Source organism: Pseudomonas sp. TH15 (assembly GCF_016651105.1).
GTDB lineage: Bacteria > Pseudomonadota > Gammaproteobacteria > Pseudomonadales > Pseudomonadaceae > Aquipseudomonas.
The window spans coordinates 490166-510621 of the sequence record NZ_JAEKEL010000001.1 but is presented as its reverse complement, the minus strand read 5'-3'; the positions used below and the strand labels follow the sequence as shown (position 1 = coordinate 510621).

General features: G+C 60.4%; 18 protein-coding genes and 1 pseudogene. 9 read left to right on the top strand and 10 right to left on the bottom strand.

The window, feature by feature from the left end; translation table 11 throughout:
* Positions 1-7 precede the first annotated feature (7 nt).
* Entirely contained in the window at positions 8-955 is a 948-nt protein-coding gene (locus JFT87_RS02400; protein ID WP_201198419.1) for a choline ABC transporter substrate-binding protein, read from the bottom strand.
* Between the two features lie 435 nt (positions 956-1390).
* Between JFT87_RS02400 and JFT87_RS02395 the strand changes: the two genes are divergently transcribed.
* Entirely contained in the window at positions 1391-2767 is a 1377-nt protein-coding gene (locus JFT87_RS02395; protein WP_201198417.1) for an L-serine ammonia-lyase, read from the top strand.
* Between the two features lie 613 nt (positions 2768-3380).
* Positions 3381-4484, top strand: a complete 1104-nt coding sequence (gene gbdR / locus JFT87_RS02390) for a choline metabolism transcriptional regulator GbdR (RefSeq protein WP_201198415.1) — start codon at positions 3381-3383, stop codon at positions 4482-4484.
* Here the strand turns inward: gbdR and aac(6') are convergent, their stop codons facing one another.
* The 6 genes from aac(6') to choX all read right to left on the bottom strand — a co-directional run bounded on the left by aac(6') (position 4485) and on the right by choX (position 9233).
* Positions 4485-4931: an aminoglycoside 6'-N-acetyltransferase gene (gene aac(6') / locus JFT87_RS02385; protein WP_201198406.1), complete on the bottom strand. Its 447-nt coding sequence runs from the start codon at positions 4929-4931 to the stop codon at positions 4485-4487.
* Positions 4932-4986: 55 nt separating this feature from the next.
* Positions 4987-5247 carry a hypothetical protein gene (locus tag JFT87_RS02380; protein ID WP_201198404.1) on the bottom strand — a complete coding sequence of 87 codons (261 nt, stop codon included), beginning with the start codon at positions 5245-5247 and terminating at the stop codon, positions 4987-4989.
* 254 nt (positions 5248-5501) lie between these two features.
* Positions 5502-5978, bottom strand: a complete 477-nt coding sequence (locus JFT87_RS02375; RefSeq protein WP_201198402.1) for a thioesterase family protein — start codon at positions 5976-5978, stop codon at positions 5502-5504.
* A 125-nt stretch (positions 5979-6103) separates the two neighbouring features.
* A complete protein-coding gene (locus JFT87_RS02370) occupies positions 6104-7069 on the bottom strand; it encodes an L-carnitine dehydrogenase (RefSeq protein ID WP_201198400.1) in 966 nt (321 codons plus the stop codon).
* 212 nt (positions 7070-7281) lie between these two features.
* Complete coding sequence (locus tag JFT87_RS02365; protein ID WP_201198398.1) at positions 7282-8169, bottom strand: 3-keto-5-aminohexanoate cleavage protein; 888 nt, start codon at positions 8167-8169, stop codon at positions 7282-7284.
* 119 nt (positions 8170-8288) lie between these two features.
* Positions 8289-9233, bottom strand: a complete 945-nt coding sequence (choX, locus tag JFT87_RS02360; protein ID WP_201198396.1) for a choline ABC transporter substrate-binding protein — start codon at positions 9231-9233, stop codon at positions 8289-8291.
* Between the two features lie 209 nt (positions 9234-9442).
* Between choX and JFT87_RS02355 the strand changes: the two genes are divergently transcribed.
* A complete protein-coding gene (locus tag JFT87_RS02355) occupies positions 9443-10390 on the top strand; it encodes a GlxA family transcriptional regulator (protein WP_201198392.1) in 948 nt (315 codons plus the stop codon).
* Between the two features lie 117 nt (positions 10391-10507).
* Here JFT87_RS02355 and JFT87_RS02350 read toward each other — a convergent pair whose 3' ends face one another.
* The 3 genes and pseudogenes from JFT87_RS02350 to JFT87_RS02340 all read right to left on the bottom strand — a co-directional run bounded on the left by JFT87_RS02350 (position 10508) and on the right by JFT87_RS02340 (position 11596).
* Positions 10508-10924: a DUF3010 family protein gene (locus JFT87_RS02350; RefSeq protein WP_201198391.1), complete on the bottom strand. Its 417-nt coding sequence runs from the start codon at positions 10922-10924 to the stop codon at positions 10508-10510.
* A gap of 89 nt (positions 10925-11013) precedes the next feature.
* A pseudogene (locus JFT87_RS02345) lies at positions 11014-11187 on the bottom strand (helix-turn-helix domain-containing protein); the annotation flags it as partial.
* A 7-nt stretch (positions 11188-11194) separates the two neighbouring features.
* A complete protein-coding gene (locus JFT87_RS02340) occupies positions 11195-11596 on the bottom strand; it encodes a lysozyme inhibitor LprI family protein (RefSeq protein ID WP_201198387.1) in 402 nt (133 codons plus the stop codon).
* A gap of 231 nt (positions 11597-11827) precedes the next feature.
* Between JFT87_RS02340 and JFT87_RS02335 the strand changes: the two genes are divergently transcribed.
* From JFT87_RS02335 to etfB, 6 genes are all read left to right on the top strand, one after another.
* Positions 11828-12805: a dipeptidase gene (locus JFT87_RS02335; RefSeq protein ID WP_201198385.1), complete on the top strand. Its 978-nt coding sequence runs from the start codon at positions 11828-11830 to the stop codon at positions 12803-12805.
* 79 nt (positions 12806-12884) lie between these two features.
* Positions 12885-13415 carry a DUF5943 domain-containing protein gene (locus JFT87_RS02330; RefSeq protein ID WP_201198383.1) on the top strand — a complete coding sequence of 177 codons (531 nt, stop codon included), beginning with the start codon at positions 12885-12887 and terminating at the stop codon, positions 13413-13415.
* 15 nt (positions 13416-13430) lie between these two features.
* Entirely contained in the window at positions 13431-15491 is a 2061-nt protein-coding gene (gene dgcA, locus JFT87_RS02325; protein ID WP_129440520.1) for a dimethylglycine demethylation protein DgcA, read from the top strand.
* Positions 15492-15711: 220 nt separating this feature from the next.
* A complete protein-coding gene (dgcB, locus tag JFT87_RS02320; RefSeq protein ID WP_201198381.1) occupies positions 15712-17661 on the top strand; it encodes a dimethylglycine demethylation protein DgcB in 1950 nt (649 codons plus the stop codon).
* Positions 17661-18881 carry an electron transfer flavoprotein subunit alpha gene (gene etfA, locus JFT87_RS02315; RefSeq protein ID WP_201198379.1) on the top strand — a complete coding sequence of 407 codons (1221 nt, stop codon included), beginning with the start codon at positions 17661-17663 and terminating at the stop codon, positions 18879-18881. Before dgcB ends, etfA begins: the two co-directional genes overlap by 1 nt.
* Positions 18882-18890: 9 nt before the next feature.
* On the top strand, positions 18891-19661 hold the full coding sequence (gene etfB / locus JFT87_RS02310; RefSeq protein ID WP_201198377.1) for an electron transfer flavoprotein subunit beta: 771 nt from the start codon (positions 18891-18893) through the stop codon (positions 19659-19661).
* The last annotated feature ends 795 nt before the right edge of the window (positions 19662-20456 follow it).

Sequence of the window (20456 nt, the reverse complement as noted above, 5' to 3'; positions counted from 1 at the left end):
TAAGCGATTACTGCGCGAGCTTGGCTTTCACGGCCTCCAGGCCTGGTTTACCGTCAATGGTGGTCACGCCAGCGAGCCAGGTATCAAGCACCTTTGGATTCTTTTTCAGCCAGGCCTTGGCAGCTGCGTCAGGCTTCATCTTGTCGTCCAGGATGTTGCCCATCAGCGAGCTTTCCATGTCCACGGTAAATTCCAGGTTCTTCAGCAGAGTGCCGACGTTGCTGCATTCCTGGACGTAGCCCTTGCGGGTGTTAGTGGCCACCGTGGCCGCACCGAAGTCCGGGCCAAAGAAGTCATCGCCACCGGTCAGGTATTGAATCTTGAAGCGCTTGTTCATCGGGTGCGGTGCCCAGCCGAGGAAGACCACGGCGGTATCGCGTTTCTGGGCGCGGTCGACCTGCGACAGCATCCCCGCTTCGCTGGACTCGACGACTTTGAAGCCAGCGTCTTTGAGGCCGAAGGCGTTCTTGTCGATCATGGTCTGGATCAGGCGGTTACCGTCGTTACCCGGTTCGATGCCGTAGATCTTGCCGTCGAGTTCTTTCTTGAATTTGGCGATGTCGGCGAAGTCATGCAGCCCTTTGTCGTACAGCGCCTGCGGCACGGCGAGGGTGTACTTGGCGCCGACGAGGTTGGTGCGAACGACGTCAACGCTACCGGCATCGCGGTAGGCCTTGATGTCGTTTTCCATGGTCGGCATCCAGTTACCGAGGAACACGTCCATGTTCTTGCCGTCGGCCAGGGACTTGTAGGTCACGGGCACGGAAATCATGGTGGTCTTGGTTTTGTAACCCAGGGCGTCGAGTACAACGCTGGTGGTTGCGGTGGTGGCGGTGATGTCGGTCCAGCCGACATCAGAGAAGTTTACGGTGCTGCATTGAGCGGGTTCTGCGGCTTGAGCCAGTAACGGCAGACTCAGCATGGCGGCCAACAACAACGACGGGGAACCTTTCATGGGTGGACTCCTTTGTGTTTTTTTTGGCAGTGTTCCGATTGGACCACCGCACTTATGGGTTGCGGTTGGATGGCGTTTTGGAGACAGCTCTACCACGGCGCCTTGCAATCGAGTCGATACGATCATGTACCAGTGAAAATCTGACGCCTACAGGGTGCGTCGTAACCAGTACAGGGATGGTCGCATCCAGTGTCAGTGACGTCGTTTACAGCTTTTTTAAGCCCTGTTTGCCCCTCTGAACCGCAAAAAAACGGCGAAAGCGCTACGTAAAAGACACGCGGCGTTGGTGGACATGAGTGCGTCGGTGTGAGACGTCGAACGACATGACAAAAGCCTGATGATGCGGCCATCTCGGCGGATTGCAGCTTGAGCGTAGCAGCTCCGTCACTGGGCGCTTTTGCGTCCGGAGTTGGCACATCCAGGAGTTCGGCAGTAATGGCTATCAGCGTTTTCGACCTGTTCAAAATCGGCATTGGCCCTTCCAGTTCGCACACCGTCGGGCCTATGCGGGCAGCGGCGTTGTTCGTGCAAGGTTTGCGTGAGCAGGGTCTTTTGGAACAAGTAAGACGCGTCGAAGTTCAGCTTTACGGTTCGTTGTCGGCCACCGGCATCGGTCACGGCAGCGATAACGCCGTGATCATGGGCCTGATGGGCGAGTGGCCGGACGCGATCGACCCGTCGCAAATCGGTATCCGCATCGAGAGCCTGCGCGAAACCCACACCTTGTTGCTCGACGGACGCTTGTCAGTGCCATTCATTTGGGCTCGGGACATGCGCCTGATCGACGAGAACCTGCCGTTTCACCCGAATGCCATGACTTTAATTGTAGAAGGCGATCACGGTGAACTGCACCGTGACACCTACTATTCGATTGGCGGCGGTTTTGTCGTCGATGAGGCGCAAGCCTCCAGCGGTGTGGTGGACCTGGATCGCACCGTGTTGCCCTACGACTTTTCCAGTGCAGTAGAGCTGCTTGAGCTCTGCCAGAAGCACAATCTGCGCGTGGCCGAGTTGATGATGGCCAACGAGAAGGTCTGGCGCAGCGAAGAGGAAATCCGCAGCGGCCTGATGAAACTCTGGCGCGCCATGCAGGATTGCGTCGATCAGGGCCTCAAGCACGAAGGCATCTTGCCCGGCGGATTGAATGTGCGTCGGCGGGCGGCCAAGTTGCATCGCAGCCTGCAAGAGCTGGGTAAGCCTAACGTGATCGGCTCGACGTTGAGCGCGATGGAATGGGTCAACCTGTTCGCCCTGGCGGTCAACGAAGAGAACGCGGCCGGCGGGCGTATGGTCACGGCGCCGACCAATGGCGCGGCGGGGATCATTCCGGCGGTGTTGCACTACTTTATGAAGTTCAGCGAGGTGGTGACCGAGGCCAACGTCGTCGACTATTTCCTCAGTGCCGCCGCGGTGGGGATTCTCTGCAAAAAGAACGCATCGATCTCTGGGGCCGAAGTCGGGTGCCAGGGTGAAGTCGGCTCGGCGTGCGCCATGGCGGCGGCCGGGTTGGCGGAGATTCTTGGCGCTACGCCTGAGCAGTTGTGCAACGCGGCGGAAATCGGTCTGGAACACAACCTTGGCCTGACCTGCGACCCGGTCGGCGGTCTGGTGCAAGTGCCATGCATCGAGCGCAATGCGATTGCCGCAGTGAAAGCGATCAACGCGGCGCAGATGGCGTTGCGTGGTGATGGTCAGCACTTTATCTCGCTGGATCGGGTGATCCGCACCATGCGCGATACTGGTGCCGACATGCATGACAAATATAAAGAGACATCGCGCGGTGGGTTGGCGGTTAGTGCGGTGGAGTGTTGAGGCCACTTGGTTCACTGGTGAAATGATTTTCTGTGGCGAGGGAGCTTGCTCCCGCTCGACTGCGCAGCAGCCGCAAAGCCAGCCAGCGCGGTTCATCTGAAAGAACTGGGTTGCAGGTTTCAGGGCCGCTTCGCGCCCCAGCGGGAGCAAGCTCCCTCGCCACAGAAATCCCTGTTGCCAGAGAAGACCAGTCAAAACTGCGCGCTAAGTGAACACCCGCTCCAAAACGCGCCACCTTTTAGCGCGTCGTAATCAGACAAGCCACTTTCCCCGGATCCGGGATCCATGTTGGCCATTACCGCCTGTCACCTGTGCTTGCGGTGACACTCTTCTCCAGCACGTCGCAGCCCCTGTTCCCACAAGTGCTACCGATTTGCTCACAGCCTGCGGCGCAGCGCATTTGCTCGCGTTGATGGCACTTATAACCCCCATTCTGCGCACGGCTTATATAGACACGCCGCGACGTCGTTTTCAGGAGTTATTGAATGACCATTCAACTTTAGGCATGGCAATTGCTCTGTCATTACAAAGCCCGTCTCCCACGCGAGAACGATGGCAATAACAAGAGCCTCCGCCTGAGGCCATCACCCGCTTTGTGTGAGGAGATACCGCGATGACGACGTTCAACTCCGGGGCTCAACCCCAGAACCGTGCGCCTCAATCCATCGGCTTTTTGCTGCTGGACAATTTCACGCTGATTTCTCTGGCCTCCGCAGTAGAACCCCTGCGCATGGCCAACCAATTGTCCGGCCGCGAGCTGTATCGCTGGACCACACTCACCGTCGACGGCGGCCAGGTCTGGGCCAGTGACGGTCTGCAGATCACCCCCGATTGCTCCATGCACAAAGCGCCGGCCCTGGACACCATCATCGTCTGTGGCGGTATCGGCATTCAGCGCACCGTGACCCGCGAACACGTGTCGTGGCTGCAAAGCCAGGCCCGTCAGTCCCGTCGCCTCGGCGCGGTCTGCACCGGCAGTTGGGCCTTGGCCTGCGCCGGTCTGCTGGACGGCTTCGATTGCAGCGTGCACTGGGAATGCCTGGCCTCGATGCAGGAAGCTTTCCCGCGCGTGGCCATGAGCACCCGGTTGTTCACCCTCGACCGTAACCGCTTCACCAGCTCCGGTGGCACCGCGCCGCTGGACATGATGCTGCACCTGATCAGCCGTGATCACGGTCGTGAGTTGTCGGCTGCGATCTCGGAGATGTTCGTCTACGAGCGCATCCGCAACGAGCAGGATCACCAACGCGTGCCGCTCAAGCACATGCTCGGCACCAACCAGCCGAAGTTGCAGGAAATCGTTGCGCTGATGGAAGCCAACCTGGAAGAGCCGATCGACCTCGACGAACTGGCGGTGTACGTCGCCGTTTCTCGCCGTCAGCTGGAGCGGCTGTTCCAGAAATACCTGCACTGCTCGCCGTCGCGCTACTACCTGAAACTGCGCTTGATCCGTGCCCGGCAGTTGCTCAAGCAAACGCCGATGTCGATCATCGAAGTGGCGTCGGTGTGCGGGTTTGTTTCCACGCCGCACTTCTCCAAGTGCTACCGCGAATACTTCGGCATTCCGCCGCGTGACGAGCGCGTAGGGTCGAACACCACGCAACAGGTGGCGATGATGCCGTTGCCGCAAGCGCTGGTGCTGTCGCCGTTGTCCGGGCCGTTGTCGGCGTTGAGTCAGGCGCGTAATGAGTCGACCTTCGCCAGCGTGCGTCTGTAGTCAGAGCGAACGCTTGAAGAACACCACACGCTCGGTTTCCTCGAAGCCGAGCGCCTTGTGGGTGCCCTGACTCGGCAGGTTATCGACGTCGGTGTCAGAGGCCATTTCCACGCAGCCCTGGTCCCGTCCCCATTGTGCTACTTGTTCAATCAGCCGGGCGGCAACGCCTTGACGGCGTTGTTGCGGCGCCACGTAAAGACCTTCGAGAAACACCACCGGCGAACTATCCGTACCATTCACGTAATCGCGGCGTAATGACGCCTCGGCCAAGCCGATCGGCTGCTCCTGAGCGTCATAAGCGATGAAGTTGATATAGCGTTGCGGCTCGCGCATCTGTGCGTCGATTTCGCCCCGATGCTCCTGCTCCGAAGTATGCGGCCAGAGTGCCTGGCGCAAAGGCAGCCAGCCCGCTTGTTCGGCGGTTTGGCAGGGTTGGATACGAAACATCGGTGCTCGCTTGTGGTGGTCGATAAGGCCACCACTTTAGCAAAGCTCCGAAGGCTCAGGCGCGGGTCTGTTGGTACTGCGCCAACGCCGGCAGCAATTGCTTGTCGATCGCCTGGCGCACGGCCGGCAGGATGGTCGCGCTGCTGGTGTACATTTGCTTGACCATGGTGCGCAGCGTCATCGCCCGCTCATCGTTCAAACCTCGCACTGCACACTCGCATGCCTGCTCCGCTGTTGCGCCGCTCGGCACTTGAAATCCTAACGACTTCAGTTGGCCCAGCAGGTCTTCCTGGTCAATCAAATCGGCGTACATCATGACGCAATCCTTCTTCAGGGAACGGTGTCGTGGCTCGATTCTGGTAGGGGCACGGGGTGTCGGCAAGGACGATTTGTCGCAATGGCCGCAATACCTATGAACAGGTCGTTTTCGGCTAACTCGCCGGGGCAGGGAGTAGGCACACTGGATTCAGCTGGCTTCACGAAGGTTTGGTCACCCTCGCGCAACAGCTCCTCAACAGTACCCTCTGCCCCGATCCTGTGACGGCTTGATCGGGGCTTTTTTACCTGCGTTTATCGCGGTGGCGGCAACGCGATCACTCGGCCAATGTAGTCAGGGGTTGGCAGATCGGTTTGCTCGGCGACGATGGCTTGCAGTTTGCTCAAGGTTTCTGCGCTGAACGGTGCGGAGCGCGGCCCGGCGAGATCGACGTGCAGCAGCATTTGTTCGTTGCCGGCCAGTTCCTTGTCACCGCCTACCAAGTGGAGGCTGTGGTAGAGGTGCAGGCGTTTTTGGTCGTGAGCGATGATCTGGGTGTGCACTTCGACGTCGGCGTCGAGCTTCACTTCGTGCAGGTAATTGAGGTGCAGTTCGAGGGTGAACAGCGAATGACCGCTGGCTTCGCGGTTGTTGCTGTCCATCCCCAGGCGATCCATCAGCGCGTCGGTGGCGTAGCTGAAGATCAGCAGGTAGAAGGCGTCGCGCAAGTGGCCGTTGTAGTCGACCCAGTCGGGGATGATGCGGGTTTGGTAGGTGGTGAGGGTGGGCATGGTGTCTGGTCCAACATAAGTGGTGTCTGGGCCGCCGTCTTCGCGAGCAGGCTCGCTCCCACAGGAGATTGCATTCCAAATGTGGGAGCGGGCTTGCTCGCGAAGGGGCCAGGCCTGCTGACTGGTTACTCGCTGAAGGCCATTCCATGCTTCTCTTTGGTGGTCTTCACCGCCTCCAGCACCGCCAGCAGGCAATCATCACGATAGCGCTCCAGTGCCGAAATGCTGTGCGTACCCAACTGATCACTGGTCCCATCCACCACATCATCAATTAACTTGTCCGTCAGCTCCGGCGCCGGCAGATACGTCCACGGCAACTGCAACGCCGGCCCGAACTGCGCCATGAAGTGCCGCATCCCGGCATCGCCGCCCGCCAAGGTGTAGGTCAAAAACGTCCCCATAAACGACCAGCGCAACCCGGCGCCAAAGCGAATCGCATCGTCGATTTCACCGGTGGTCGCCACACCGTCGTTGACCAGGTGCAGCGCCTCACGCCACAGCGCTTCGAGTAAACGGTCGGCGATAAAACCCGGCACTTCCTTGCGTACATGCAGCGGGCGCATGCCCAAGGATTCATAGACTTTGATCGCCGCTTGAATGGCGTCTGGCGCGGTGTTTTTGCCACCGACCACTTCCACCAACGGCAGCAGATAAACCGGGTTAAACGGATGCCCGACCACGCAACGTTCCGGGTGGGTCGAACCTTCGTAGAACTCGCTCGGTAAAAGCCCCGAGGTGCTGGAGCCGATCAGTGCGTTGGGCTTGGCCGCCGCGCTGATTTTGCCGTGCAATTCGAGTTTCAGTTCCAGGCGTTCAGGGGCACTCTCCTGGATGAAATCCGCGTCGCGCACGCACTCTTCAATCGTCGCGACAAAGCGCAGCCGATCCTGTGATGCACCCGGTGCCAGGCCTTGTTTTTCCAGAGCGCCCCAGGCATTGGCGACACGCTTGCGCAGCGCGGCTTCGGCACCGGGCGCCGGGTCCCACGCCACCACGTCGAGGCCGTGGGCGAGGGCGCGGGAGACCCAACCGCTGCCGATGACACCGCTGCCCAGCGCGGCGAAGGTTTTGATTTCGGTGATAAAGCTCATGGCGACTTCCTAAAGAGATTCAGTGAACCCCTGTGGGGCGGACTTTTGTGGCGAGGGGGCTTGCCCCGTTCGGCTGCGAAGCAGTCGTAAACCATCGCATGCGGTATGCCTGACACACCGCGGTTGCAGGTTTTAGGGCCGCTTCGCGACCCAACGGGGGCAAGCCCCCTCGCCACGCAAGCCCGCTCCCACAGGTGAGGTGTGTGGGGGGGTTAACCGCGCTTGGTCAGGCCCATTTTTGCCCGGCCTTCCGCTGGGGTCAGGACACGAGCGCCGAGGCGGCTGAGGATTTCGCTGGCGCGTTCGACCAGTTGGCCGTTAGTCGCCAGCACGCCTTTGTCCAGCCACAGGTTGTCTTCCAGCCCGACCCGTACGTTGCCGCCGAGCAGCACCGCTTGTGCGGCCATCGGCATTTGCATGCGACCGATGCCAAACCCGGCCCAGACTGCGTCGGCCGGCAAGTTGTCGACCATGGCTTTCATGGTGGTGGTGTCGGCCGGCGCGCCCCACGGGATGCCCAGGCACAGCTGGAACAGCGGGTTATCGAGCAAGCCTTCCTTGATCATCTGCTTGGCGAACCACAGGTGACCGGTGTCGAAGATTTCCAGCTCGGCTTTCACGCCAAGCTCTTGAATGCGTTTGGCGCCAGCGCGCAGCTGGGCCGGGGTGGAGACGTAAATGGTGTCGCCATCGCCGAAGTTCAGGGTGCCGCAATCGAGGGTGCAGATTTCCGGCAGCAGTGCTTCAACGTGGGCCAGACGGGTCAACGGGCCGACCAGGTCAGTGTTCGGGCCGAACTCCATCGGATTTTCGCCCGCGCCGATTTCCAGGTCGCCGCCCATGCCGGCGGTGAGGTTGACGATGATGTCGACGTCCGCCTCGCGGATCCGCTCCATCACTTCGCGGTACAGCGCCACGTCACGGCTGAACTTGCCGGTTTCGGGATCACGAACGTGGCAGTGGACCACGGTGGCGCCAGCCTTGGCGGCTTCCACGGCGGCGGCCGCGATTTGTTTCGGGGTGACCGGCACGTGTGGGCTTCTGGCGGTCGTGTCGCCAGCACCGGTGAGTGCGCAGGTGATGATGACGTCGTGGTTCATTAGGCGAGTTCCTTGCAGGCGTGATGTGTCTGTCCGCAGCCCTTTTCGGGGCTGCGAAGCTTCGTCCAGTTCCCTCTCCTCGGGGAGAGGGTCAGGGTGAGGGGCTGTTCAATCGGGGGTTATTTGCTGGTCAACTGGAGGTTTTCAGCGGCCGGTTTGCCGTCGAATGTGGTGACACCGGCAAGCCAGCGCTGCTTGTCTTGCGGGTGATCTTGCAGCCATTGCTTGGCTGATGCGAAGGCGTCCTTGTGATCCAGCAGCGGCTGCATCATCCGGCTCTCATCGGCGGCGGTGAACGTCAGGTTGTTCAGCAAACGGCTGACGTTCGGGCATTGTTCGGCGTATTTCGGTGCGGTGACGGTCCAGACCGTGGCCATGCCTTCGTTCGGGCCCAGGGCGTCGTCGCTGCCGGTGAGGTAGGTCATTTTCACGTTGACGTTCATCGGGTGCGGCGCCCAGCCGAAGAACACCACGGCTTCGTTGCGGCGCACAGCGCGATCCACCGCCGCGAGCATGCCGGCCTCACTGGACTCGACCAGCTGGAATTTGCCGAGGCCAAACTGGTTCTTGGCGATCATTGCCTTGATCTGGGTGTTGGCGCCCGAGCCTGGCTCGATGCCGTAGATCTTGCCGCCCAGTTCTTTTTCGAACTTGGCGATGTCGGCGAAGGTTTTCAGGCCTTTGTCGGCGAGGTAAGTCGGTACGGCGAGGGTCGCGCGGGCGTCTTTCAGGCTCGGCGCTTCCAGCACTTTGACCTGCTTGCCATCAACGAACGGGGTGATGGTCTGGGTCATCAGCGGGTTCCAGTAGCCCAGGAACATGTCCAGGCGCTGGTCGCGGATCCCAGCGAAGATGATTTGCTGGGACGCGCTGGTTTGTTTGGTGTTGTAGCCGAGGCCATCGAGCAATACCTGGGTCATGGCGCTGGTGGCGATCACGTCGGTCCAGTTCACTACGCCCATGCGCACGTTCTGGCACGCAGCAGGTTCGGCCGCCATGACACTGGCGCTCAATAAAGCGGTACCGCTGAGTGCAAGAACACAGCTGCTGATCAGTCGTTTCATGGTGGGTTCCTCGGCAGGTCGTTTTTGTGGGTCCCGGTGTCTTCGTGCGCCGGTGATGCCAAGTTACGCAGCTAAGCCCCCATGAAAGCGCACTGCGGCGACCAGCTCTTGCACTGCAGCGACCTGACCTCTTGAATGCCGTGGACAACTGGCGTATCAACGTCCACACGCTTCCCGCCCTCTCGTTACCTGCCAGTCGAGTGCGCTCCATGTCCCAGGATTTCTACTTCATGTTGATGCCGGGTTTCTCGGCCATCGGTTTTATCTCGGCAATTGAGCCGCTACGGGTCGCCAATCGCTTTCGTGGCGAGCTGTATCGCTGGCATGTATTGAGTGCCGATGGCGGCGCGGTGTTGGCCAGCAACGGCATGTCGGTCAACGCCGACGCGGCGCTGGAGCCGCTGAAGAAAGGCGCGACGCTGTTGGTGATCGCCGGTTTCGAACCGCTGAAATTCGCTACCCCGGCGCTGGAGCACTGGCTGCGCCGGCTGGACAACGAAGGCGTGACCCTCGGCGCCATCGACACCGGCAGCTTCGTCCTTGCCGAAGCTGGCTTGCTCGACGGCCATCGCCTGACCCTGCACTGGGAAGCCATCGACGCGTTCAAGGAATCTTATCCACAGCTCAGCGTCACCCAGGAACTGTTCGAGATCGATCGCCGCCGCATCACCTCGGCGGGCGGCACCGCGTCCATCGACCTGATGCTCGACCTCATCGGCCAGGCCCACGGCCCGGAACTGGCGATCCAGGTCAGCGAACAATTCGTGCTCGGCCGCATCCGCCCACGCAAAGACCACCAGCGCATGGAAGTCGCCACGCGTTATGGCATCAGCAACAAGAAGCTTGTGCATGTGATTGGAGAGATGGAGCAACACAGCGAACCGCCGCTGAGCACGCTGGATTTGGCGGAGTCAATAAAGGTGACCCGGCGCCAACTGGAACGCCTGTTTCGCCTGCACCTGAACGATACGCCGAGCAACTTTTATCTGCGGCTACGGCTGGAGAAGGCCCGGCAGTTGTTGCGCCAGACGGATATGAGCGTGCTGGAAGTGAGCATCGCGTGCGGGTTTGAATCGCCGTCGTATTTCACCCGCAGTTATCGGGCGAGGTTTGAGCGGTGCCCGCGGGAGGATCGCAGGCAAAGCCAAAAGGCCTGAGCGAAACCGTACCTGTAGGAGCGAGGCTTGCCCGCGAAGAGGCCGGTACATTCAACATCACTGTCACCTGACACACCGCCTTCGCGGGCAAGCCTCGCTCCTACAGGTCGTATAGCTTCATTTCTTCATCAGCGCCGAGCACGCCGCTTTATAAGCCTCATGCTGATACTTGTTCAGCGTCCCTGGCAGTTCGAAGTTGTGCTTTTTCGCCTGAGCATTGATCGTCTGCGGCGACAACAGCGTCACCTCGCAATTCTCCAGCAACTGAAAAACACCTTCGATCTTGAACGTCGTCGGCCCACCGGCAAACTCACCCTTCTTACTGCGCTTCTTGATCGCAATCCGATCAATGGCATTCTCACGCACAAACGAGGCGACCTGAGCGGCGAAGACTTTGACGTTGGCGGCCTCGTCGTCATCGTCCAAAGCAATTTTCTTGGTGGCCAGGGCGACGTGGCTCAGCGCCTGACCGTCGAGGGAGGCCACGGCGATGATCGCTTCGCTGCCTTTGATTTCGATGCCGCAGATTTTCATTTGAATCCCTTAACTGGCTGATGGCGTGCAGCTTACAGCTCAAGCTGATCGGCGTTGATGCCAAATGCGGATGCAATCTTCTCGCGGGTTTACTTGCGGGGCTTCGAAACGCTTTCTAGCTCGGCAAAGGCCGATTGCGAAACGCCCATGCGTTCGGCAACTTCATCCTGAGTAAGGTTCAGGTATTCACGCCAAGCCTGAACCGGGAGCGCGCCGTCGGTGATACGGATGACTACTTCGTGGGGGATCATATTGTTTTCCATTACAGCCTCACTCCTGCGAAATCGACTCCAAAAACTCCGACCGTTCATCACTCATCCGTGCCACGCAATCATTCTGCGCAATCGTGAACGCCTTGCTACCACTCGTCGCCGGAAACGCTTCCACCGCGCAATCCGCATCCCGAGTCTTCAACCATTGCTGCTGGGCAACCTTGAGTTTTTCGGTGATATCACCCAACTGCGCCTTGTTTTTGCCATAAACCGACTGCAAGCGCTCGTTCAGCCCCTGGAAGTTGTCCTTGAGCAGTTGTTCGGCGGTGGTTCTGCTGTAGGCCGAGCACTCCAGGGTCTGGACGTCGTTTTCGACGGCATCGCAGGGGTTGTTGTCGGACTCTTCAGCCGCCTGTACGCCGGTCGCTATCAGTGCCAAAGCCAGGAAGATCGATTTCATTGCGTCGCCCTAAATCCAGTAAGCATCCAGTAATGCGCCGAATTCTGGCCCAAGCGGACGGCATTGAACAGCCGGGTGATGAGACTCGATAACGACCCTTTGTCGCAGATTGACGCTTTCGGCAAACCCCCTGTCGTTTTTGCACCCGGCTGCCCCGGTCCTCAGGCATATGCTGGCCCCAAAGCGCCGGCACACGATTCGGCGCATGAATCGCTAATAGGGGACTGCCTGATGAGCCCAGCCGAATTGCACGCCGACAGCATCGTTATCGACGGGCTGATTATCGCCAAGTGGAACCGCGAACTGTTCGAAGACATGCGCAAGGGCGGTTTGACCGCAGCCAACTGCACTGTGTCGGTGTGGGAAGGCTTCCAGGCCACTATCAATAACATCGCCGCGAGCCAGAAGCTGATCCGCGAGAACAGCGATCTGGTGATCCCGGTGAAAACCACCGCTGACATCCGTAAAGCCAAGGAGCAGGGCAAGACCGGGATCATTTTCGGTTTCCAGAACGCCCATGCCTTTGAAGACCAACTCGGCTATGTCGAGATCTTCAAGCAGCTCGGCGTTGGCGTGGTGCAGATGTGCTACAACACCCAGAACCTCGTCGGCACCGGTTGCTACGAGCGTGATGGTGGGTTGTCGGGCTTCGGTCGCGAGATCGTCGCCGAGATGAACCGCGTCGGCATCATGTGCGACCTGTCCCACGTGGGTTCCAAGACTTCCGAAGAAGTCATCCTCGAATCCAAAAAGCCAGTCTGCTACTCCCACTGCCTGCCGTCGGGTCTTAAAGAGCACCCGCGCAACAAGTCCGATGAAGAACTGAAGTTCATTGCTGACCACGGCGGTTTTGTCGGCGTGACCATGTTCGCGCCGTTCCTCGCCAAGGGCATCGATTCGACCATCGACGACTACGCCGAAGCCATCGAATACACCATGAACATCGTCGGCGAAGACGCCATCGGCATCGGCACCGACTTCACCCAGGGTCATGGCCAGGATTTTTTCGAAATGCTGACCCACGACAAGGGCTACGCCCGCCGTCTGACCAGCTTCGGCAAGATCATCAACCCGCTGGGCATCCGCACCGTCGGCGAGTTCCCGAACCTGACCGAGACGCTGCTCAAGCGCGGCCACTCCGAGCGCGTGGTCCGCAAGATCATGGGCGAGAACTGGGTCAACGTCCTCAAAGACGTCTGGGGCGAATAAGCCGCCGCATCTGAAGAATCCTTTCCCCCGGCCGTCCGCGCCGGGGGCAACACCACGAATTTTCTGGAGTTAAGTTTCCATGGCCAAGATCGCCCCGCAATTGCCAATCGAAGTCGACAGCGAAACCGGTGTCTGGACCTCCGACGCCCTGCCAATGCTGTACGTACCGCGTCACTTCTTCGTCAACAACCACATGGGCATCGAGGAAGTGCTGGGCAGCGACGCCTACGCCGAAATTCTCTACAAGGCCGGCTACAAATCCGCCTGGCACTGGTGTGAAAAAGAAGCTGAATGCCACGGTCTGGAAGGCGTCGCGGTGTTCGAACACTACATGAAACGCCTGTCGCAACGCGGCTGGGGCCTGTTCAAGATCCAGGACATCGACCTCGACAAAGGCACCGCCAGCGTCAAGCTTGAACACTCGGCGTTCGTCTACGTGTACGGCAAGGTCGGCCGCAAGGTCGACTACATGTTCACTGGTTGGTTTGCCGGTGCCATGGACCAGATTCTGCAAGCCCGCGGCAGCAGCATCCGCACCGTTGCCGAGCAAGTCTACGGTGGCTCCGAAGAAGGCCACGACGACGGTTTGTTCACCGTCAAGCCGTTGTAAGTCGAGGACCCCGCCATGGCTTTCGAAGCAATGTTCCAGCCGATCCAGATCGGCAAACTGACCATCCGTAACCGCGTGCTCAGCACCGCGCACGCCGAGGTTTATGCCACCGACGGCGGCATGACCACCGACCGGTACGTCAAGTATTACGAAGAGAAAGCCAAGGGCGGGATCGGCCTGGCGATTTGCGGCGGTTCCTCCAGCGTGGCCATCGACAGCCCGCAAGGCTGGTGGAAATCGGTCAACCTGGCCGATGACCGGATTATCCCGCACTTCCAGAATCTGGCCGATGCCATGCACAAGCATGGCGCCAAGATCATGATCCAGATTACCCACATGGGCCGACGCTCGCGTTGGGACGGCGAGCATTGGCCAACGCTGCTGTCGCCATCGGGCATCCGTGAACCGGTGCACCGCGCGACCTGCAAAACCATCGAGCCGGAAGAAATCTGGCGGGTGATCGGCAACTACGCCACCGCGGCTGGCCGCGCCAAGGCCGGTGGCCTGGACGGCGTTGAACTGTCGGCGGTGCACCAGCACATGATCGACCAGTTCTGGAGCCCGCGCGTCAACAAACGTACCGACGAATGGGGCGGCAGCTTCGAGAACCGCATGCGTTTCGGCCTGGAAGTCCTGAAGGCTGTTCGCAAGGAAGTCGGCCCGGATTTCTGTGTCGGCATCCGTCTGTGCGGTGACGAGTTCCACCCGGACGGCTTGTCCCACGAGGACATGAAGCAGATCGCCAAGTACTACGACGACACTGGCATGATCGACTTCATCGGCGTGGTCGGTTCGGGTTGCGACACCCACAACACCCTGGCCAACGTTATCCCGAACATGAGTTATCCACCGGAGCCATTCCTGCATTTGGCGGCCGGTATCAAGGAAGTGGTGAAGGCTCCGGTGCTGCACGCGCAGAACATCAAGGACCCGAACCAGGCAACGCGGATTCTGGAGGGCGGCTACGTCGACATGGTCGGCATGACCCGCGCCCACATCGCTGACCCGCACCTGATCGCCAAGATCAAAATGGGCCAGGTCGACCAGATCAAACAATGCGTCGGTGCCAACTATTGCATCGACCGTCAGTACCAGGGCCTGGACGTACTGTGCATCCAGAACGCCGCGACCTCCCGTGAATACATGGGCGTGCCGCACATCATCGAGAAATCGACCGGTGTGAAACGCAAAGTCGTGGTGGTCGGTGCCGGTCCTGCCGGGATGGAAGCGGCTCGCGTGTCGGCCGAACGTGGCCACGACGTGACCCTGTTCGAAAAGAAAGAATTCATCGGCGGGCAGATCACCACTGCTTCGAAAGCCCCGCAACGGGACCAGATTGCCGGTATCACTCGCTGGTTCCAGCTTGAGCTGGCGCGGCTGAAAGTCGACCTGCGCCTGGGCGTGGCCGCCGATGCGGCGACCATTCTCGACCTGCGTCCGGACGTGGTGGTGCTCGCGGTTGGCGGCCATCCATTCCTGGAGCAGAACGAACACTGGGGCGCGGCGGAAGGCCTGGTGGTCAGCAGTTGGGACATCCTTGACGGCAAAGTAGCGCCGGGCAAGAACGTGCTGGTCTACGACACCATTTGCGAATTCACCGGGATGTCCACTGCCGACTTCCTCGCCGACAAGGGCAGCCAGGTCGAGATCGTCACCGACGACATCAAACCGGGCGTGGCGATTGGCGGCACATCGTTCCCGACGTACTACCGCAGCATGTACCCCAAAGAAGTGATCATGACCGGCGACATGATGCTGGAGAAGGTCTACCGCGAAGGCGACAAGTTGGTGGCGGTGCTGGAAAACGAATACACCGGCGCCAAAGAGGAGCGGGTGGTGGACCAGGTCGTCGTCGAAAACGGCGTGCGTCCGGACGAAGAAATCTATTACGCGCTGAAGGAAGCGTCGCGCAACAAAGGCCAGATGGACATCGAAGCCTTGTTCGCGATCAAGCCGCAGCCATCGCTGAGCCAGGCGGGTGACGGCTACTTGCTGTTCCGCATCGGCGACTGCGTGGCCCAGCGCAACACCCACGCGGCGATCTACGACGCCCTGCGGTTGTGCAAGGATTTCTAAGCGCATCACCACCATCACTGTGGCGAGGGGGCTTGCCCCCGTTGGGCTGCGAAGCGGCCCCAAAATCAGCCAATGCGGTCTGTCAGTAAGAACGCGTTGGCCGGTTTACGACTGCTTCGCAGCCGAACGGGGGCAAGCCCCCTCGCCACAGGTAGGTGCCAGGCCTTCATCGGCACGCACATGAACCCGTGCAAGACCCCGAGGTCTTTGGGAGCTCCACATGTTGAACACCCTTCTTCCAATCCTGCTGTTCGCTGCCCTGGGCCTGGGTGTCCTGGGCGCGTTGCGGCGGGTGGCTATGTGGCGCCGGGGCCGGGCTTCGAAAGTCGACCTGATCGGCGGCCTGCTGGCCATGCCCAAGCGCTACATGGTCGACTTGCACCACGTGGTCGCGCGGGACAAATACATCGCCAACACCCACGTGGCCACGGCCGGTGGTGCGGTGGCGTCCATCGTGCTGGCAATTCTGGTGCACGGTTTTGGCCTGCATAACCGCTTCCTCGGCTATGCACTGTTGCTGATGACGGCGGTGATGTTCGTCGGTGCGATTTTCATGTTCCTGCGCCGTCGCCACCCACCGGCCCGCCTGTCCAAAGGGCCATGGATGCGTTTGCCCAAAAGCCTGTTGGCATTCTCCGCGAGCTTCTTCCTGTTGACCCTGCCGGTCGCCGGCATCCTCCCGGAAAACTTCGGCGGTTGGCTGTTGGCGGCAATCCTCGGTGTCGGCGTGCTCTGGGGCGTCTCGGAATTGTTCTTCGGCATGACCTGGGGCGGACCGATGAAGCACGCCTTCGCTGGTGCCCTGCACCTGGCCTGGCACCGTCGCGCTGAACGCTTTAATGGTGGCCGTTCCACCGGTTTGAAACCGCTGGACCTGAGCGACCCGACCGCGCCGCTGGGCGTGGAAAAACCCAAGGATTTCACCTGGAACCAACTGCTCGGTTTCGACGCCTGCGTACAGTGCGGTAAATGCGAAGCAGCGTGCCCGGCGTTCGCCGCCGGCCAGCCGCTGAACCCGAAAAAACTAATTCAAGACATGGTCGTCGGCTTGGCCGGCGGCACCGACGCCAAGTTCGCTGGCAGCCCCTATCCCGGCAAAGCCATCGGTGAACACGCCGGTAACCCGCATCAACCGATCGTTAACGGTCTGGTGGACGCCGAAACCCTCTGGTCCTGCACCACGTGCCGCGCCTGCGTCGAGGAATGCCCGATGATGATCGAGCACGTCGACGCCATCGTCGACATGCGCCGCCATCTGACGCTGGAAAAAGGCGCCACGCCAAACAAGGGCGCCGAAGTCCTGGAAAACCTGATCGCCACTGACAACCCTGGCGGCTTCGCCCCGGGCGGGCGGATGAACTGGGCGGCGGACTTGAACCTCAACCTGCTCAGCGAGAAGAAGTCGGTCGACGTGCTGTTCTGGGTCGGCGACGGTGCCTTCGACATGCGCAACCAGCGCACTTTGCGCGCCTTCGTCAAAGTGCTGAAAGCGGCCAAGGTCGACTTCGCGGTGCTCGGTCTTGAAGAACGCGACAGCGGTGACGTGGCCCGACGCCTGGGCGACGAAGCGACCTTCCAGTTGTTGGCCAAACGCAACATCCAGACCCTGGCGAAATACAGCTTCAACCGCATCGTCACCTGCGACCCGCACAGCTTCCACGTGCTGAAAAACGAGTACGGCGCCTTCGACGGCAACTACCTCGTGCAGCACCACAGCACCTACATGGCCGAAATCATCGACGCTGGCGCCCTGAACCTCGGCCAGCACAAAGGCACCAGCGTGACTTATCACGACCCGTGCTACCTCGGTCGCTACAACGGTGAATACGAGGCGCCGCGTGAAGTGCTGCGCGCCCTCGGGATTGAAGTGAAGGAAATGCAACGCTCCGGTTTCCGCTCGCGCTGCTGCGGTGGGGGTGGCGGTGCGCCGATCACCGACATTCCGGGCAAGCAACGGATCCCCGACATGCGCATGGACGACATTCGTGAAACCGGCGCCGAACTGGTAGCTGTGGGTTGCCCACAATGCACCGCGATGCTCGAAGGCGTGGTCGAACCGCGTCCGCTGATCAAGGACATCGCCGAACTGGTGGCCGATGCATTGCTCGAAGACGCCGCACCGAGCAAGCCGAGCACCCCGGCCAAACGTGAACCTGCGGAGGCCCACTGATGAGCGACATTATCCGCCGCGACCCCCGCGCCGAATGGATTGCCCGTAACCGTTTGCACCCGCTGCACGCGGCGATGCAACCGGCGCAACACAGCTGGATGGGCCCGAACGGCGTCATCCGCAAGAATCTGCATGGCATTGGTTTTATCGGGCCTAACGGCATCAAGCGCATCGACCGCAGCGGCGCACAGCAGGGCGGGGCGACCAAACGTTCGGCCGCCGTTGAAGTGCAACTGCCGCTGCATCAAGTGCCTGCACCAGCGTTTTACATCTGCGTGGTGCCGGACATGGTCGGCGGTCGCTTGAGCAGCCACGACCGCGACTTGCTCGGCCTCGCTCATCAGTTGGCCGGCAAGGACGCCGCCGTGCTGGCCGTGGTTTTCGGCGAACACAAAGAAAACGCCTTCGCCACCGCAGGCGTCGATCGCTTGCTGGTGCTCGATGGCGATGAATTCAGCGGTTATGCACCGGAACAACGGGTCCAGGGCCTGCGGGCTGTGGATAACCAGTTCAACCCGCGTCACTGGTTGCTGCCGGACAGCCGCAGCGGTGGTGGCGAACTCGGTCGACGCTTTGCCGCGGCACTGGGCGAACGCCCGGCCACGCGGGTCTGGCAGGTCAAGGACCAGGAATGCATCGGCCGCGCCGGTGCGGGCCTGCAAGACCTTGCGCGCCCGGTAGCACGCTTGATTCTGGCCGCTATTGAATGCGCCGAACCTGTCAGCGAAACCCGTCACGAAGCCTTGCCGGTGGAGTTATCCACAGCCGTGGTTCGTAGCCTGTCACGTATCGAAGATTTGGGCGCGGTGGCGGTGGACCCGGCAGCGATTCCAATGGCCGAAGCTGAGTTCATTTTCTCTGGCGGCAACGGGGTCAAGGACTGGGGACTTTTCCACAGGACAGCCGAAGCATTGGGCGCTACCGAAGGCGCATCGCGGGTGGCGGTGGACGATGGGTTCATGGCCCGCGACCGTCAGGTCGGTGCGTCGGGCACCTGGGTCACCGCGCGGGTTTATGTGGCCGTGGGGATTTCCGGGGCGATTCAGCACCTGCAAGGCATCGGTGCCTGCGACAAGGTGGTGGCGATCAACCTCGATCCTGGCTGCGACATGATCAAACGGGCCGACCTGTCGGTGATCGGCGAGAGCGCCGAGATTCTTCAAGCCTTGATCGATGCGATAGCGGCTTATCGCAACGACGCCAAGCGCGATGCGGCTTAAGGAAACGCTATGAACACGAAGATTATCAGCCTGGTGTCCATCGGCGCCCACCCGACCTCCGGCCGGCCACGCCGCGCCGAACAGGACGCGCGCGCCGTGGAACTGGGCCTGCAACTGGCTGGGGATAACCTGCAAGTGCTGCATGCCGGCGACGTCGCGGAACCTGCATTGCGTGCCTATTTGGGCATGGGCCTGGAACAACTGCATGTTCTGGAACAGCCGGAAGGCGCCGACGCGCTGCCGGCGTTGACTGCTTATCTTCGCGATGCCGGGGCGCAGGTCGTGCTGACCGGCAGCCAGGCTGAAACCGGTGAGGGCTCGGGCATGTTGCCGTTCCTGCTGGCTGAAAGCCTCGGCTGGCCGCTGGTGGTGGGATTGGCTCAGGTCGAATCCATCGACGGTAATTCGGCCCTGGTGTTGCAAGCGTTGCCACGTGGTCAACGCCGTCGCTTGAAAGTACGGCTGCCGTTTCTGGCGACTGTGGATAACGCAGCGCCGAAGCCTCGGCAAAGCGCTTACGGCCCAGCCCGGCGTGGGGTGTTGCAGGCTGAAGACGTCGAAGTCATCGACGATGAACTGCTGGCGGTCGCAACCCTGCAACCGGCCAAACCACGGCCTAAACGCCTGAAAGTGATCAAGGCCAAAAGCGGCGCAGACCGCATGAAAGCCGCGACGGCCAAGGCCAGCGGTGGGGGCGGGCAGGTGCTTAAAGGCGTCACTGCGCAAGCCGGGGCCGAAGCAATTCTGAAGTTGTTGATTGAAGAAGGCGTCGTCCGCTGAAGAGCCCCTCACCCTAGCCCTCTCCCAGGGGAGAGGGGACTGACTGAGTTGTATGGGCTAATTACATCGACCTGCGATTGCGCGGTGACCTTGGTTTGGCCAAGCCTGAAATCACTGTGTTCGTTCAGGTCGGTGGAGCTTGAATAGGCGATTCGGTCGGCTCCCCTTCCCTCGGGAGAGGGCTGGGCGGGCGGCGTTCCGATGAGGGTGGGCGGTTTACCCACAATCCCTGTTAGTCCTTCTGTGGATAACATGTTCGCCCCTCGCTACACCCCACGCCAATCAAGCCCCGCAACCCTTCGTACAAAAAACAACCAGCCTAACCCGTGGTTTTTTCGAGCTTTTTCCCGAGGATAACTTTGCCCGCGCGCCAATACTTGCCCCCAATCTCTGTTGGCGCTTCTGTGGATAAGATGTTCGCTGTCCGCTGCAGGCCATATAAACCGGGGTTGTGACGCGTCTGATTAAAAAACAACCAAATCACTGTTTTACGCCGACAAACCGCCTGTAAACCCCGATTTATCAAGCCTTAGGCAGGTTTTCCACAGAGCCGTCAAAGTTGCCCCCAAAGTCTGTTGGCGCTTCTGTGGATAAGGTGTTCGCCATCCTCTGCAGCCCATATAAAACGTGGCTTGTAGGGTGTAGATCAAAAAACAACCAATTGCCATCCAGAGCCCTGCTTCTGGATAAGTCACGGTTTTTCTTCACTAATTTTCAAGCGTATTCCCAGTAAATCCATACTTGTCCCCATTTGCTGTGGGTGGAGGTGTGGATAACTTGTTCGCTAAACCCTAC

Bases quoted from the DNA above. Each gene is read 5' to 3' on its own strand.
- JFT87_RS02400 (WP_201198419.1), bottom strand. From the start codon at position 955: ATGAAAGGTTCCCCGTCGTTGTTGTTGGCCGCCATGCTGAGTCTGCCG.
- JFT87_RS02395 (WP_201198417.1), top strand. From the start codon at position 1,391: ATGGCTATCAGCGTTTTCGACCTGTTCAAAATCGGCATTGGCCCTTCC.
- gbdR (WP_201198415.1), top strand. From the start codon at position 3,381: ATGACGACGTTCAACTCCGGGGCTCAACCCCAGAACCGTGCGCCTCAA.
- JFT87_RS02380 (WP_201198404.1), bottom strand. From the start codon at position 5,247: ATGATGTACGCCGATTTGATTGACCAGGAAGACCTGCTGGGCCAACTG.
- JFT87_RS02375 (WP_201198402.1), bottom strand. From the start codon at position 5,978: ATGCCCACCCTCACCACCTACCAAACCCGCATCATCCCCGACTGGGTC.
- JFT87_RS02370 (WP_201198400.1), bottom strand. From the start codon at position 7,069: ATGAGCTTTATCACCGAAATCAAAACCTTCGCCGCGCTGGGCAGCGGT.
- JFT87_RS02365 (WP_201198398.1), bottom strand. From the start codon at position 8,169: ATGAACCACGACGTCATCATCACCTGCGCACTCACCGGTGCTGGCGAC.
- choX (WP_201198396.1), bottom strand. From the start codon at position 9,233: ATGAAACGACTGATCAGCAGCTGTGTTCTTGCACTCAGCGGTACCGCT.
- JFT87_RS02355 (WP_201198392.1), top strand. From the start codon at position 9,443: ATGTCCCAGGATTTCTACTTCATGTTGATGCCGGGTTTCTCGGCCATC.
- JFT87_RS02350 (WP_201198391.1), bottom strand. From the start codon at position 10,924: ATGAAAATCTGCGGCATCGAAATCAAAGGCAGCGAAGCGATCATCGCC.
- JFT87_RS02340 (WP_201198387.1), bottom strand. From the start codon at position 11,596: ATGAAATCGATCTTCCTGGCTTTGGCACTGATAGCGACCGGCGTACAG.
- JFT87_RS02335 (WP_201198385.1), top strand. From the start codon at position 11,828: ATGAGCCCAGCCGAATTGCACGCCGACAGCATCGTTATCGACGGGCTG.
- JFT87_RS02330 (WP_201198383.1), top strand. From the start codon at position 12,885: ATGGCCAAGATCGCCCCGCAATTGCCAATCGAAGTCGACAGCGAAACC.
- dgcA (WP_129440520.1), top strand. From the start codon at position 13,431: ATGGCTTTCGAAGCAATGTTCCAGCCGATCCAGATCGGCAAACTGACC.
- dgcB (WP_201198381.1), top strand. From the start codon at position 15,712: ATGTTGAACACCCTTCTTCCAATCCTGCTGTTCGCTGCCCTGGGCCTG.
- etfA (WP_201198379.1), top strand. From the start codon at position 17,661: ATGAGCGACATTATCCGCCGCGACCCCCGCGCCGAATGGATTGCCCGT.
- etfB (WP_201198377.1), top strand. From the start codon at position 18,891: ATGAACACGAAGATTATCAGCCTGGTGTCCATCGGCGCCCACCCGACC.